Origin of the sequence: Tenacibaculum xiamenense (genome assembly GCF_964513065.1) — a bacterium.
Lineage (GTDB): Bacteria > Bacteroidota > Bacteroidia > Flavobacteriales > Flavobacteriaceae > Polaribacter > Polaribacter xiamenense.
In genome coordinates this window covers 390,094-404,836 of the sequence record NZ_CAZEQU010000034.1, presented here as the reverse complement: position 1 = coordinate 404,836, position 14,743 = coordinate 390,094, and the positions used below count along the sequence as shown (strand labels likewise).

Here is a 14,743-nt window from a genome sequence, read left to right as displayed (position 1 = left end):
AACTAACTAAACAAAAAACAAATGGAAAATTTGAATGAATATATTGATCTTACCAGTTTAGGTCATTCTTTAGGTTATATACTAGTTGCATTAACTATTTTTTATATTGGAAAGCTCGCTTTTAAATTGTCAAATGCCAAAACAGATATTACGGCAGAACTGGTTCATAAAGACAATTTCGCTTTTATACTTTCTTATGTTGGGTATTTTGTAGCATTAGTTATTGTGGTTGGTGGCGCAATTTTAGGTGAGAGCTTAGGCTTTTATACTGATCTAGCTCACATAGGTCTTTACGGTGTACTAGGAATTGTATTGTTACAAATTTCTATTCGAATAAGTAACCGACTTATTTTACCCAACTTTGATATTAAAAAAGAAATTCTTTTAGATAGAAACAATGGAACTGGTGTTATTGAAGCAAGTATCTATATTTCCAACGCTTTGTTACTTCATGGTGCTCTTATCGGCGAATCTACAAGTTTACAAGAAGGAATTATCACTTTTATTGCTTACTGGTTTATTGGGAATATTATGCTAATTGCTGCTTCAAAAATTTATACCCTATGGATTCGTTTTGATGTTCACAAAGAAATTGAAGCTGATAATGTAGCTGTTGGTGTTAGTTTTAGTGGAGCTATTTTAGCCATTGGGATTGTTATTATGAATGCTTTAATCGATCCTTTTGTTGACTGGACTACCACGATAGTTGATGTGCTTTTACAAACCGTTTTAGGTATCATCTTATTACCTATTATGCGTTTTGTTACTGACAAGGTATTAATTCCTGAACGCAACTTAACCGATGAAATTATCAATCAAGAAAAGCCAAATATTGGAGCTGGGTTAATTGAGGCATTTGCCTATGTTGGGTCCGCCATTTTAATTACATGGAGCATTTAAAAAACAATTCTTTTATTCTTAAACTAGCTATATTCGCTACTGGTTTTGCTGGAATTGTAGCCGAGTACGTTTTATCTACACTTGCTACTTATTTCATAGGAAATTCTGTATTTCAATGGACAATGATTGTTTCATTGATGCTTTTCTGTATGGGATTAGGAAGTCGCCTTAGCAAACTTTTTAAAACCAATCTGATTCGAAACTTTTTACTTTTAGAGCTCTCATTATCTCTTATTGTAGCTTTTTCTTCGGTACTTGTATATACCTTAGCGGCTGTTTCTTCTTATTACGACATTGTCATTTACTTTTTGAGTATGCTTGTTGGTTTATTGATTGGATTAGAAATTCCATTAGTAGTTCGAATCAACGAGGAGTATGAAGATTTGAAAACAAACATCTCTTCGATTCTCGAAAAAGACTATTATGGAAGTTTACTAGGAGGTGTATTTTTTGCTTTTATAGGCCTCCCTATTCTAGGACTTACCTATACTCCATTTATTCTCGGGCTTATTAACTTTTTTGTTGCCTGCATGGTATTTTACCGATTCAAAGGTAAAATGATTAAAACTCAATTAAAAACCATGCTAACGATTATGACTGTTGTATTCATAACATTAGCAGCAGGAATGAGTTTTACTGATTCAATCATTACTTGGGGAGAGCAAAAAAAATACAAAGACAAGGTTATCTATGCTAATCAGAGTAAATACCAAAAAATTGTACTCACAGAATGGAAAAATGAGCATTGGCTTTATTTAAATGGAAATTTACAATTTTGCTCGATCGATGAAGAAATGTACCATGAGCCATTAGTTCATCCTATTATGCAAACACATCCGCATCCTCAAAAAGTTTTGATACTCGGAGGTGGAGATGGTTGTGCTGTGAGAGAAATACTAAAATATCCTTCGGTTGATAAAATTGATATGGTTGATTTAGATCCTAATATGACAGATCTAGGTAAAAATCATTCAGTTCTAATCAATATTAATGAAGGTTCAATGAGTAACGATAAGTTGACTATCTATAACAAAGATGCATATGTTCATTTAGAACAAGACAATGAATCTTTTTATGATGTCATTATCATCGATTTACCCGATCCAAGAAGTGTGGAGTTAGGAAGACTGTATTCTCACGAGTTTTACTCATTATGCTACCGAAAATTAAGACCCAATGGACTTATTATTACACAGTCTGGAAGTCCGTATTATGCCACGAAGGCATTCCAGTGTATTAACTTAACACTGCAATCGGCAGGCTTCACCACCGTTCCTATGCACAATCAAGTTTTATCTATGGGAGAATGGGGATGGATTATTGGAACGAAAAACAAAACATTATCTCAAGAAAAGTTTAAAGAACAATTACGCGGTTTAAATTTTTCTTCAATAAAAACAAAATGGATACATAAAGAAGCCATGCTTCTATTGACATCATTTGGTAAGAAAGATTTTTTCAATGCCAATGTAAATGAAGTAGAAATTAATAAAATTCAAAACCCTGTATTGTATCAATATTATCTTGATGGAAACTGGGATTTGTACTAAAAAAAGCGAATGAATACTGAATATAAAAAAATAGAAGCTAAGATATTTAATCTTCAAGAATGGATTACTGAAACTAATCCTGAGTATCTAAAAGAAAATTTTGAAGCTTTATTGATTCAATGTAATTTCACTATACTCAATTTCAGTGAACATTACTTCGATCAGCAAGGCTATACCTGTTTTTGGTTGTTAGGAGAAAGTCACTTGGCGATTCACACCTTCCCTGAAAGCAACAAGACTTATGTGGAATTAAGTAGTTGCAATGAAGAAAAACTAAATCAATTCCAAAAATTAATGGCAAATGAAAAGTAAACATAAACTCATACTGTTTATTATAATCGTAAGCATTTATAATTTATTGGTATATGGTTTATACTATTTTGAATCGAACTTCGAAAACACAAATATTCGAAACCTAGCAGATGCCTACTGGTACTCATTAGTTACCCTAACGACTGTTGGATATGGAGATTTTTATCCGATAACATTTTGGGGAAGATTAATAGGAATTTTGTTTGTTTTAGGAAGTCTTGGAATTTTAGGATACCTAATTACGGAATTAAGTGTAAAAATATCAGAATATTTAAAAAAGAGAGAAATGGGATTTTTTGGAACTAAAATGAAAAATCACTGTATAATTATTGGCTGGAATTCTTTTTCAAAACGTGTAGCAGAACAAATCGTTAAAGCAAATGAACCCTTAGCCATTGTTGTTAATCAAGAGTCTGATTTAAAAGATATCAGACAACTCTATTCAGATGACCAATGCTTTGTTTTACTTACAAATCTGAAAGACTATGAGTCTATTGAAAAAGTAAACATCACAGACTCAAGAAGAGTCTATATCAGCTTTGAAAGTGACACAGACACTTTAGTCTATACCATCAGTTTAAAAAAGCGATTCGAAAACATTAATTGTGTTGTTGCAGTTGAAAATGTAGAACTTAAATCATCTTTCAACTATCTGGGAGTGCAATTTATAATTCCTAAAAAGGAAATTGTTTCTAAATTTATCGCTAGCTATATTTTTGAACCTAATGTAGCTTTGCTAACGGAAGATTTGATTTCGACCTCAACAGAAAAAAGCAATTTAGACATTTGTGAAACTCAATTATCAGAAAGTAGTGAACATGTAAACACTAACTTTATTGATACATTTATTAAGCTTAAAAAAGATTTGGGTATCACTTTAGTCGCTATCAGTAGAAACGGTGAACTCATAAAAAATCCAGAAAATAATTTCAAACTACTTAAAGACGATATTTTAGTTTATATTGCAAATGGAGAAAACAAACAATATTTAAATTAGGCTATGAAAAAACAATTAAATGATATTGTAACTCATATTCCTTTACTCAAGAAAAAAATTGAAGAAATAGCTATTAAATACGATATTCATGGGGAAAATTTGGTTCTTGAAATGCTTAAATTTCTTAATCTTATTCACCTAACAAATGAAAAATTATCACCATCGTTAATAGTTGACCTCGCTTGGCATGAATTCATCTTATTTACTAGGTATTATCACGAGTTTTGTCTAACGCATTTTGGGCGATTTATTCATCATACGCCAAGTGAAGGCAGTGATCATACAATTTATGAAAAAACAATAGAGCTTTATATAAAACATTATGGTAAGCCATCCGAAATCATCTGGGGATCGTATGCCACTAACATCTGGGCTGCGAGCGATTGCGGCGCCTGTCACAATTAAAAATCAACTATGTATTTAGAAGGAATTATTACCCTCGACCCATCACAGCTAACAGAAATAAAAAAAGTAAAGCCCACCAAAGCTTTCAAAAAGTTTTTCCATCATTTAACTCTCGGTACAATCTCTGACAAACAAGAAAGAGAAACTTTTACGGCTGTAGCCATACTTCAACAATTGAACGCGACTTTCCGAGGATTGAATATTACTAATATTATTAAAATTGCTCATGATGATATTGATTTTTACCATGATAGGGATGGAAAGAAAGATGATTTAAAACAAGCTTTGGATACTTATGAAATTGAGGTAAATGAGGCAATGTCAATCCATTTTCAACAACTAAAACTAGTTTTAGAGCATGAAGACAATGATTTCAAATACCTCATTGAAGTTGAAATAAACAGAGATCATGAAGTTGGTGTTTATCCTATAGTTATTAAAGTATCTGGATTATTTAAAGAGTTTTCACATGGAAATCTCAAAAATAAGATAAACAATGCGGTAAGTAGTCAGAAAGTGTTTGACGAATTCAGAGACAATAAAGTAAAATCGTTTGATTACTTTTTGAATAGAATTAAACTTAAGCTAAAAAAAGAAATTGAAACCGATGATATTAAATCCTTCATAAAAAACAAGCTCATATTACCGAAACGTAAAATTCAAGATAAAAAAGAGATCGCTCATAATACACAAAGAGGTGGTGTTTATGGTGGTTATCATGGCTTTGACGACTACTTATTCTACAGTTTAATTTGGTCTGATATTATGCATGATAGTTCACCTATTATTATCAAAGAATCTTATTATGAAAACGAAGACGGAGATGATTTAGGGTACGCTAATGAATTGAATGCTCAAGATAATATTTTTGATACCGAAACCGACCTAGAGACAGTTTCATCAACCTTTGAAAATGACCCGTTGGTAATTAATGAACCTGAAACAGATAGTTCTGGTAATTGGTTTGATTTTGATTCATGGGGAAGTGACTCCGATTCTAGTTTTTTTGATTCAAGCTGTAGTTCTTGTTCTAGCTGTTCTTCTTGCTCAAGCTGCTCTTCATGTGGTGGTGATTAATGGTTAAATTCAAAATAAAAGTTGACATGAAAATCAGAAGTAAAAAAGATGTCGAAAAACTCGACGAAAAAATAAAAACCGAATTAGGGATTGATATTTCCAAATATCATAACGAAGAAGTTATTTCAAACTTTCTTGAGTTAATTATTTTCCCGAGATATATTCTTAACTGGGCTATTCGACCTATTTTAATTTCTTTAGGAGCCTTTATTCTCGGTTACTTTATTATAGATTTAGCTCATATCGAATATTTGTTTTATACCATTATTGGTCTTGCTTTATTTTTATTAGTTGGTTTCTTTTCGGGAGTAATTTTTTTATCATGGAAAATTAAAACTGATATACTCAACGCCCTCACCTACTCTATTGATATATTGAAATCAGTTGTTTCAGATATCAATTTAACAGGAGATAATATCACCAAAGAAAACAGAAAAGATGTATTATTACTTCTTTTTAAAGGAATTACACACATAATTACGATTCCGACATTAAGTAATGTGATTTCAGATAAAATTCCGATTATTGGAAGTGTTATTGGTTTTTTCATTAGAAAAATACTTACACTTTTCTCTAACAAACTCAATATCGAAGAAATTGAACTCAATCAAAAGCTTGAGGAAGAAAAGGATGAATCAAAAATCTTAACCACATATATCAATAGTTTAACAACTACTTCTAACAGTTTAGAAAAAGTACTTAATGTTGTTACTAAAATTGCTCAATTTCCGATTAAAGTGGTTTTATTCATAGTTTCAATGTTACTATTTTTTTTTATTTACTTAATCCACTAATAATTCATGATTCTCGCTTTCGATACTTATTATTTTGAAGATAAAGCTAAAACTGTTTGCCTAGAGTTTAATGATTGGACGAATTCTGAAGAAACAAATACCTATACTGAAATACTCGACGGCATTGATGACTATGTTCCAGGTGAATTTTACAAAAGAGAACTCCCTTGTATTATGAGTTTATTAGATCAAATAGACCTTACCGCATGTGAAGCCATAATAGTTGATGGTTTCGTTGTGTTAGATGATGAAGATAAACTAGGTTTAGGGGGATATTTATATGAAAAACTGGCTCAAAGAATTCCAATAATTGGTGTTGCTAAAAACAATTTTCATGATCTAGAGCTACGCAAAAGAGCTGTTTTAAGAGGTGATAGTCAAAAACCCTTATATGTTACTTCTAAGGGCATTGATCTGGATATTGCAGCGGATAAGATAAAAAATATGCACGGTGAGTACCGAATTCCTAACTTGCTAAAAAAAGTGGATTCTTTAGGAAGAGACTAACCAACACTAAAAGTTCTCATTTTAACGAATTAATTGAAATCCATTGCATATTAATTTTTGAAAAAAAATATAGTGTGCAATGGTATTATATGTTGTATTAATAATTAATTCTCTTTAGGTATTTGATTTTTCTTTTTCTATGCTTATAAGCACCATTGCTTACACTTTTTTTTATAAAAAACATAGCATTCTAATCCTCAAACACCTAAACCCTATGACTCCCCCACAGTTAAAAAAGAGGTTTTACCTCCCTGAACTTGACGGTTTGCGTTTTTTCGCATTTTTACTTGTATTTATTCACCATCATCCACTTATATCAAAAGTACCAGTCTTATCTAATCTGCATACCTACGGTTGGATAGGGGTAGATTTATTCTTTTGTTTATCCGCATTTTTATTCGCTAAACTTTTGATTGCTGAATATAAAAAAACAGATACTATCCATTTAAAAAGGTTTTATATTCGGCGTTTTTTTAGAATATGGCCAGTATACTTTCTATTTACAGCAATAGCGATTTCAGTATTTATTAGCACTACAGATATAACTTCGAATTTAGGTCTACGAATTTTCGGACTGTTTACCTTTACTGACAACATCTTTACCGCAATAAACTCCTACAATCCAATACCGTTTGTTCCTCATTTATGGACTATTGCTTATGAAGAGCAATTCTATCTTATCATTCCTTTTTTGATTTTACTTCTGGTTAAAGTCCCTTCTAAAATGCGGTTTATTTGCTTTTTTATATCCATGATATTACTTAACTTAATAAGAACTTATTTTATTCTTGAAGAAATATCTCATCCTGCAATTTGGGTACTTCCAATTACTCATTTTGAATCTATAGTATTTGGTATTGTTCTAGGTTTTGGCGGATTTATCTTTTTAAAAAAAATTTGTAGCCCAGAAATTTTGAGTCTTGTAGGCGTTCTTTTCTTTTGTGTTATTTGTTATCTACCAAATATCACGGAAACCACTTATTGGCTCAATGTAACATATCCTTTAGTTGGACTTTCTACAACTTTTATTTTGTTTGCAGTTCTCGAAAGTAATTCGTTACAAAAATTCTTTTCGAACAAAATATTGGTTTTTCTTGGAAAGCGCTCCTATGGTTTATACCTATATCATTTTATTGGTAATTGGGTAGGATGGCAATTGGTTAACTATTTCAAGATAGAAGACACAAGTGCTCTGATCATTTCTTTTACCTGTTCTTTCTTTGTCACAATTGTTATTTCCGTTGTTTCTTATCGATTTATTGAAACTCCATTTTTAAAGTTAAAAAAGAACTTCGAAGTTATCGCTTCTCGACCTGTTTAAAAGTTGTTATCTCAAGGTTATGCATGATAATTGAATATCTCTTATTTTTACTCGCGAAGTAAGGTTTAAAGGTTTGCGCTATTGTATCGAAATTTTAAACCTAGCTTCCTCTGAAAGCCTAGAGAACTTTTTTCCTAGGCAATCGTCCTTAAATTAAAAATAAATTATGTTCAAGACCTATATTAAAAATAAACCTAATGAAGATATATCAATTCTTATAAAACCAGACAATCATTCATGGAATTATCTGTGTGAATGTGGTGAGGCCAGTGATTTAACTGTAAGAGAAATTCAGAATTGCAATGCAATATTTATTAGCCATACTCACATTGACCATTTTGTAAATTTCGATGCTATTATCAGGCATCAACTTGGAATTCAACGTACAATTACTATATGCGGACCAATGCATATTGCGAAGCAAGTACAAAATAGAATTGTCAGTTATTCTTGGAATTTGATTGAGGAAAACTCTATTTGTTATAGAATAAAAGAAATGATTAATGATAATGAAATTATAACCTATGAACTAAAGCCACCTCTATGGGAGTTAAAAACTATTTCTACAGAGAACTCCAAAATACTCTTTAAAGAAGATAAATTTCAAGTAACGGGAGTTTTACTTGACCATAAAATTCCAACGTTATCTTATTTGTTTAAGGAATATTCTCAAACCAAGATAGATTTGGGTAAAGATTTCAAAGGTGGTATTTGGGTTAAGGACTTAAAAGAGGCCTTCAATTTAAATGATCATGATAGACAATTAAAAGTTGGGGGAAAAATTTATAGAGCTGGAGAGCTATTCAATCTTCTACATATACAGGAAGGAGATTCCGTTGGTATTATTATGGATCACGGTGCTACTTTCGACAATCACAAGAAGATCAAGAACCATTTTGACGCAGTAAACAAAGTATTTATTGAGTGTTTTTATCAAAATAAAGATGCTGAGTTTGCTACCTTAAATTACCATAGTTACGCGAATAAATCAGGATTGATAATGAAAAACGCTAATGTAAAAGACGCAATCCCTGTTCATTTTTCAAGAAAATACAATGAAGAAGAAATAGAAGCTCTCATTTCAGAATTCTTTCAAGTATATAAATCATAAAAAAGGTCTCCAAAAGTATATACTTTAGGAGACCTAAATTATTCTCAGAAACTACTCTGATTGCTAAAAACTATTTTTTAATAAATCGTTTATTCGATTTGGTAAATTCATTTTCAAGACTTAAAATATAAACTCCAGCTTTTAGCTTATCTATATTTATTGTTCTACGAGTTAATTTTCCTGACTCAAGTACTTGCCCCAATAAATTAATTATCTCGTAAGTAGTGTTATCAAGACCTTTATTTGGACCTACAAGATTTAACTGATACCCTTTAGAGATTGGATTCGGTGCAATTTGTAATGAACCAAATGCGTCTTCATCTTGATTTCCTAATATGTCTATTCTCGTTGCAAAACTATCAACATCAAATGAAGCAGCTCCACAAGATCCCTCATAAATTTTCACATTCGTGAATGTAGAGTTGTTTCCTGAACCAGCATCATTATCATTAATAAACACAAGTCTATCCATTGCTCCAGTATAAGAACTTCCTACAGGAATAATATATTTTTGAGTTCCTCCAGCGTAGTTATCATAATTTGTGATACCGTAATTTTGAGTACCATGAACTTTGAAATATCTGGTAGAAGTCAGCGTATTGTCATTTTCAAAACCAACTCCATGTATTTCTCCTTGAGTAGTACTGCTAAACTCAAATTCTATAACGGTATTCGCAGTAACTGTATAATTCATTGAAATATACTTCCAAGTATTATTTGTTAACGTTAATGATGCTCCTGATGTAGACACCGAGTAATTTCCACTATTATCCTGATTAGAGAATGGGTTAATTGTGAAATCATTAAAGTTTATCGCTGGACAATCACCTCCTGATCCACCTCCATCGTTTCCGATAGAAACAGCATCAATCGCAATATCACTTTGCCATCCACTTGTTCCTGATCCTGTAAGAACATTAAACCTTAACTGAACGCTTCCTTGTCCTGCATAAGCACTTAAATCAACATTTGCTGATAGCCATGAATTACCTTGGTTTCCTGTTTTACTAAATACCGATGTCCAAGTACCAGTATTATCGGTTCTTGCCTCAACCGTTAAACTATTGATAGCGCTTCCATACATGTGATATTGGAACGTTAACGTTGGTGTTGTTAAATCAGTAAAGTTCAAACATGGTGAGTTTAATATTGCTCGCTTATTAGGGAAACCTGTTCCATTTCCAGAAGCTTCAACATAAACATAAGTAGTACCATCAGCAGCAGCCGTTGGTCCAGTGCTACTTGATGGAGTTCCTCCTGAATTTCTCGTGAAATTCAAGTCATCACCAGTAGTTGCATCACTCCACTGTCCTAAACTAGCTTCAAAGCTCTCACTAAATGGATAAGAAGTTATTCCTCCTCCTTGACATCCACCACCTGATCCACCATCGTCATTAGCTATACCAACAGCATCGATAGCAATATCACTTTGCCATCCACTAGTTCCTGAACCTGTAACAACATTAAATCTTAATTGAACACTCGCTTGACCAGCGTAGGTCGTCAAATCAACATCAGCTGTTAACCAAGCATTTCCTTGATTTCCAGTTTTACTAAAAACTGATGTCCAAGTACCAGTATTATCAGTCCTAGCTTCAACACTTAAACTATTGATAGCACTTCCATACATGTGATATTGGAAACTAAGCTTTGGTGCCGTTAGTGTGCTAAAGTTTAAACATGGTGAGTTTAATATCGCTCGTTTGTTAGGGAAACCAGTTCCATCTCCAGAAGCCTCTACATAAACATATGTTGATCCATCAGCTGCAGCGCTAGGTCCTGTTTGATTCGAAGGAGTTCCTCCAGAGTTTCTAGTGAAATTTAAATCATCACCGGTAGTCGCATCTTTCCATAATCCTAAACTAGCTTCGAAGCTTTCATTAAACGGAAAAGAGGTAACATCTCCTTCACAAGCTCCTGGATCAGGATTACCTCCATCACATGGATTTACAAAAGAAACCGTTTGATCATTATTAGAGTTTGATCCTCCATTATTATTCTCGTTGGCATCACGCCCCACTCCTCTTTCAGCGAAAGCTTTCCAAATTAAGCAATTGTATCTACCTCCGTAAAGATCTTGGTCTGCCTGTAATATTCCATCACGACCAGCCACAAAACCTGGATTACTTGCGGTATTCTTTAATCCTTCAATAACTAAAGCCATGGCAATATTGTTACCACCAGTTCCGTTATAAAAATCAGGATCAAATCCTTCCTGATTAATTAATAACCAAGTCATATCCCATAAAATAGTTGCAAAAGCATATCCTACCCCATGAGGTACTCTTAGTCCGCCAATATCAGCATAATCAGTATTGTTCAAAGATCTATCCGTAGAATAAACTGTAGGACGAATTCCTAAGCCATCTAAAGGTTCACCTAAAACATAAGTTCCAACACCTCTTTTATCGGCACCAGTATCACCTGCTTTCATAGTTAACATAAGACCAAACCAGTCAGACCATCCTTCACCCATCTGTTCAGAGCCACCCAAAACATTTGAAAATCGTCCACCAACTAATCTAGTTGAAATTCCATGACCATATTCATGAGCTATAATTAAATTGTCAAAAGAGCCATCTCTTCCTGGATTTGTTCTATTCCATAAAAACATTTGCATACGTGGATTTGATCCATCTCCTGGAGTTGCAAAATTTGCGTTATTCGTACCACTACCATCTTGAGAATCTGCATTTACAGAATCACCTCCTGTACCTCCTTTTCCATAGTTATTTTCTTGAAAGTTCCCTGAAGCTTCATCAAAACCATATTGATACCATACATCGTGCATGATATTATTCCAATAAAATAAGTTGGTTGTAGATGCGTCACGATAATTACTAGGAGCTTGATTTAAGTTTACAGGAAAATTGAAATCCAGTCCACTTCCACCACTTGGAGACGCTCCAGTTCCATTATTTCCATTGGCATCTTCTTGAGCCCATACATTATTACCTCTAGTAATATTATATTCGGCACCAGAAGCGCCATTTGTATCATGCCACCCATAAGGTGAAGCCACCGTATTTGCCGGGTTTGTTACAATTGACCTTCCTCCATCATCAGGATTCATTAAAGGCATTGCATACACATTGTATGAATCAGGAGCTAACATACTTGCTTCTTTTAAATAAGGAACATCATCAGCATGAAAAAACTCCTTCGAATCTACTTTTGTATGTGTATGTCCGCTATGATCTTCATGAGCACCAAAGCTACATGAGATAACCCAGTTATCTTCCGATAATATTTTACCTGAGGAAGCATCTACATATGAGTTCCACCAGTTGTTTCCTCCTTTTTCATATAAATTTACATTCCAACATAAATGTAACTTATCATTATGAAGAATATATACTTTCTTTACTAAAATAGGTTCATTGTCTTCCGTTATTCCAGAGTTTTTAAATTCTGATACGTCATCACCTATCTCATTTCTTTTCATTGTTTTCGCCAACCTATTTGCCGATGGCAATTTATGAACTTTAACAACCTCGTTAATTGCTTGAACTTCAGAAATAGCTACCGATCTTGTTCCTGTTAACTTTCCTGAAACATTTGAAATAAATTGATCGTGAGCAAAATTCACTTTACCTCCTAACACAGACATATTATAGGTTCCGTTTACAATTGGGATTCCTTTATAATATTGAGTTAAATAATAGTGAGTCAACCCTCTCTTTAAAGAAGACGCCGAACTAGATATCTTCCATTCAGAAAAATCTTGAGTTGCAGTTTTGCTCTCGTTTTTTAAGTTATTAAAATGTTGTTGAATTACACCTAAATCTTTAGGATTTTGCATTTGTGAAAAATTTGTTTGCCACATTATAAACAATATGGCAAACAGACAATATTTTCTCATAATATTGGTTTTGAAGGGTTTAAAAGTTCTATAAAGTTATAAAAAAACCTTTCAAAAAAATCAATTATCACAAAAAAAAGTTAAAAATTTAACAGATTTTCAATAAAACCTAGAATTTCTAACTATTACAAAATATACAACAATACTGATTAAATTAATAAGAATAAGCCTTAATTATTCTCCAATTATTGTAATAACTATTCTTCTATTTCCACCAAAGTTTCTATGCTCTCCTAAATATACTCCCTGCCAAGTGCCTAAATTTAACTTTCCATTACTAATTGGAATAGAAACCTGGCATCCTAACATCGATGACTTAATATGCGCCGGCATATCATCTGCCCCTTCATAATCATGCTTATAGTAAGGCATATTTTCAGGAATCATCTTATTTATATGAGTTTCAAAATCAATACGAACTGTTGGGTCTGCATTTTCATTAATTGTTAAACTAGCTGACGTATGCTTCAAAAACGCTTGGAATTGACCTGTTTTTGTCTCATGTAACTCCTTCGTTATTTCTTCTATCAACAAATGAGTTATTAAATGATAGCCTCTCTTAAACTCTGGCAACACAATTTCTTTCTGATAAAACTTCATTCGGTAAAAATAAGCTATTCAATCACTTCAATAAAACCAAAATAAAAAACAGCCATAATAAAAAATATATGACTGTCTTTTTTGCTAATTAAATAAAAGTGTAATTCCTACCATTATCAACTGATAATCAGATTTCAAAAAATTAAAACCTCCCATTCATTTCAGAATTTACTATTTCATTTATTATGCTGTATTAAGTTAATCTTGACTTCAAATTACTTTAAATAAAATCTAGCTTCTCTAAATAATGGATTAATTTGGTTGCGCTGTAATTTCTTTAGAAGCTTTTCCAATATACACTTGATTGTATTTTCGTTTTACAACATTAAAAGTCTCTTTTTTATTTCTATCCATATCTACAATCCCCCAATACTCCTCATTTGGATAACCATCATAAGGCACCCCAATTACGTCTTTAGTTCCTTCTCCTATATCTTGAACATCACAATTTCCTTCTTTCCACCATTCATCAACAAAGGAAAAAAGTGTTACACCAGAACAAATGTTTACTTCCTTGAAAATTTCATTCAAAATTTTCTCATTAGCATCTGCTTGAGCTCTTTGATTTTCTCCTTGTTTGTAATTACTACTAGAAATTGTCATATAACTATCGCTGCCCGCTTCCGATAAATACATGGGTTTTCCAGATATTTTTTCCCATTCATAAAAAACAGTGCTAGGATCGTCCCATCGAAGTACATTCATACCCCAAACATCTATTTCAGGGCAATAAAGAATAGCTAATTCATCCGGCAAATCTCCATGAGCTGTTGAAACAGGATGGTTTTTATCAATATCATGTATTGCCTTTGCTGATTGATTCAAAACTCGATACCATAAAATATCATCTCTTTCGAACCACTCCGAATGGTAGTTGTACTCATTTCCTAACTCCCACATCAATATAGCTTTATGATTTTTATATTTTTTGACATAATCAAGATATTTACCAGATCTCAAATCGTAATTTCCTTCTTGACTATATCCAAATCCCATAATTACTTTAATATTATTTCTAGCTAGTTTATTAAGAACTGTAATCTCCTTTATAGGCTCATAAACCCTTATTGTATTTACACCTAGTTCCTTCATAAGCGCAATGTCTTCATCAAGTTTATCAAAATTCCTAACATTATTGCTTCCTCTGGGAACTGGATGATAGCATACTCCTTTTATTAGAAACTGTTGATCATTTACAAGTAGTTTTCGTCCTAAAACCTTAACAACATCCTGTTCATAAGAAGTACATGTAAAGCAAGGCAAAACAAACAAAAGCAGTATTTTCGAATATATTTTCATTGACAAAT

The 14,743-nt window shown here is 32.5% G+C and carries 13 protein-coding genes; 10 read left to right on the top strand and 3 right to left on the bottom strand.

Going from position 1 to position 14,743, the window contains the following annotated elements:
• Positions 1-21 precede the first annotated feature (21 nt).
• The 10 genes from ACKTTV_RS16460 to ACKTTV_RS16415 all read left to right on the top strand — a co-directional run bounded on the left by ACKTTV_RS16460 (position 22) and on the right by ACKTTV_RS16415 (position 8,974).
• Positions 22-900 carry a DUF350 domain-containing protein gene (locus tag ACKTTV_RS16460; protein ID WP_408031961.1) on the top strand — a complete coding sequence of 293 codons (879 nt, stop codon included), beginning with the start codon at positions 22-24 and terminating at the stop codon, positions 898-900.
• Positions 888-2,450 (top strand): polyamine aminopropyltransferase, encoded by a 1,563-nt coding sequence (locus tag ACKTTV_RS16455; RefSeq protein WP_408031960.1) that lies wholly within the window; start codon positions 888-890, stop codon positions 2,448-2,450. Before ACKTTV_RS16460 ends, ACKTTV_RS16455 begins: the two co-directional genes overlap by 13 nt.
• A 9-nt stretch (positions 2,451-2,459) precedes the next feature.
• Positions 2,460-2,762 carry an S-adenosylmethionine decarboxylase family protein gene (locus ACKTTV_RS16450; protein ID WP_408031959.1) on the top strand — a complete coding sequence of 101 codons (303 nt, stop codon included), beginning with the start codon at positions 2,460-2,462 and terminating at the stop codon, positions 2,760-2,762.
• Complete coding sequence (locus ACKTTV_RS16445; RefSeq protein WP_408031958.1) at positions 2,752-3,759, top strand: potassium channel family protein; 1,008 nt, start codon at positions 2,752-2,754, stop codon at positions 3,757-3,759. The genes ACKTTV_RS16450 and ACKTTV_RS16445 overlap by 11 nt, the downstream gene beginning before the upstream one ends.
• Before the next feature lie 3 nt (positions 3,760-3,762).
• Positions 3,763-4,164, top strand: a complete 402-nt coding sequence (locus tag ACKTTV_RS16440; RefSeq protein ID WP_408031957.1) for a glycine-rich domain-containing protein — start codon at positions 3,763-3,765, stop codon at positions 4,162-4,164.
• A 9-nt stretch (positions 4,165-4,173) separates the two neighbouring features.
• Positions 4,174-5,241 carry a hypothetical protein gene (locus ACKTTV_RS16435; RefSeq protein WP_408031956.1) on the top strand — a complete coding sequence of 356 codons (1,068 nt, stop codon included), beginning with the start codon at positions 4,174-4,176 and terminating at the stop codon, positions 5,239-5,241.
• Positions 5,242-5,267: 26 nt separating this feature from the next.
• Complete coding sequence (locus ACKTTV_RS16430; protein ID WP_408031955.1) at positions 5,268-6,035, top strand: hypothetical protein; 768 nt, start codon at positions 5,268-5,270, stop codon at positions 6,033-6,035.
• 6 nt (positions 6,036-6,041) lie between these two features.
• Positions 6,042-6,542, top strand: coding sequence for an endonuclease V (locus tag ACKTTV_RS16425; protein ID WP_408031954.1), 501 nt, complete (start codon positions 6,042-6,044; stop codon positions 6,540-6,542).
• Positions 6,543-6,756: 214 nt separating this feature from the next.
• A complete protein-coding gene (locus ACKTTV_RS16420; RefSeq protein WP_408031953.1) occupies positions 6,757-7,863 on the top strand; it encodes an acyltransferase family protein in 1,107 nt (368 codons plus the stop codon).
• Between the two features lie 166 nt (positions 7,864-8,029).
• Positions 8,030-8,974 (top strand): MBL fold metallo-hydrolase, encoded by a 945-nt coding sequence (locus tag ACKTTV_RS16415; RefSeq protein WP_408031952.1) that lies wholly within the window; start codon positions 8,030-8,032, stop codon positions 8,972-8,974.
• Between the two features lie 70 nt (positions 8,975-9,044).
• Here the strand turns inward: ACKTTV_RS16415 and ACKTTV_RS16410 are convergent, their stop codons facing one another.
• The 3 genes from ACKTTV_RS16410 to ACKTTV_RS16400 form a co-directional block, all read right to left on the bottom strand.
• Positions 9,045-12,776 carry a M36 family metallopeptidase gene (locus tag ACKTTV_RS16410; protein ID WP_408031951.1) on the bottom strand — a complete coding sequence of 1,244 codons (3,732 nt, stop codon included), beginning with the start codon at positions 12,774-12,776 and terminating at the stop codon, positions 9,045-9,047.
• A 234-nt stretch (positions 12,777-13,010) separates the two neighbouring features.
• Complete coding sequence (locus ACKTTV_RS16405; protein WP_408031950.1) at positions 13,011-13,436, bottom strand: secondary thiamine-phosphate synthase enzyme YjbQ; 426 nt, start codon at positions 13,434-13,436, stop codon at positions 13,011-13,013.
• Positions 13,437-13,688: 252 nt separating this feature from the next.
• Positions 13,689-14,735 (bottom strand): glycoside hydrolase family 2 TIM barrel-domain containing protein, encoded by a 1,047-nt coding sequence (locus tag ACKTTV_RS16400; RefSeq protein ID WP_408031949.1) that lies wholly within the window; start codon positions 14,733-14,735, stop codon positions 13,689-13,691.
• Positions 14,736-14,743: the final 8 nt, after the last annotated feature.

Coding starts and splice junctions, on each gene's coding strand:
- ACKTTV_RS16450 (WP_408031959.1), top strand. CDS start 2,460: ATGAATACTGAATATAAAAAAATAGAAGCTAAGATATTTAATCTTCAA.
- ACKTTV_RS16410 (WP_408031951.1), bottom strand. CDS start 12,776: ATGCAAAATCCTAAAGATTTAGGTGTAATTCAACAACATTTTAATAAC.
- ACKTTV_RS16455 (WP_408031960.1), top strand. CDS start 888: ATGGAGCATTTAAAAAACAATTCTTTTATTCTTAAACTAGCTATATTC.
- ACKTTV_RS16435 (WP_408031956.1), top strand. CDS start 4,174: ATGTATTTAGAAGGAATTATTACCCTCGACCCATCACAGCTAACAGAA.
- ACKTTV_RS16445 (WP_408031958.1), top strand. CDS start 2,752: ATGAAAAGTAAACATAAACTCATACTGTTTATTATAATCGTAAGCATT.
- ACKTTV_RS16415 (WP_408031952.1), top strand. CDS start 8,030: ATGTTCAAGACCTATATTAAAAATAAACCTAATGAAGATATATCAATT.
- ACKTTV_RS16440 (WP_408031957.1), top strand. CDS start 3,763: ATGAAAAAACAATTAAATGATATTGTAACTCATATTCCTTTACTCAAG.
- ACKTTV_RS16400 (WP_408031949.1), bottom strand. CDS start 14,735: ATGAAAATATATTCGAAAATACTGCTTTTGTTTGTTTTGCCTTGCTTT.
- ACKTTV_RS16425 (WP_408031954.1), top strand. CDS start 6,042: ATGATTCTCGCTTTCGATACTTATTATTTTGAAGATAAAGCTAAAACT.
- ACKTTV_RS16460 (WP_408031961.1), top strand. CDS start 22: ATGGAAAATTTGAATGAATATATTGATCTTACCAGTTTAGGTCATTCT.
- ACKTTV_RS16420 (WP_408031953.1), top strand. CDS start 6,757: ATGACTCCCCCACAGTTAAAAAAGAGGTTTTACCTCCCTGAACTTGAC.
- ACKTTV_RS16430 (WP_408031955.1), top strand. CDS start 5,268: ATGAAAATCAGAAGTAAAAAAGATGTCGAAAAACTCGACGAAAAAATA.
- ACKTTV_RS16405 (WP_408031950.1), bottom strand. CDS start 13,436: ATGAAGTTTTATCAGAAAGAAATTGTGTTGCCAGAGTTTAAGAGAGGC.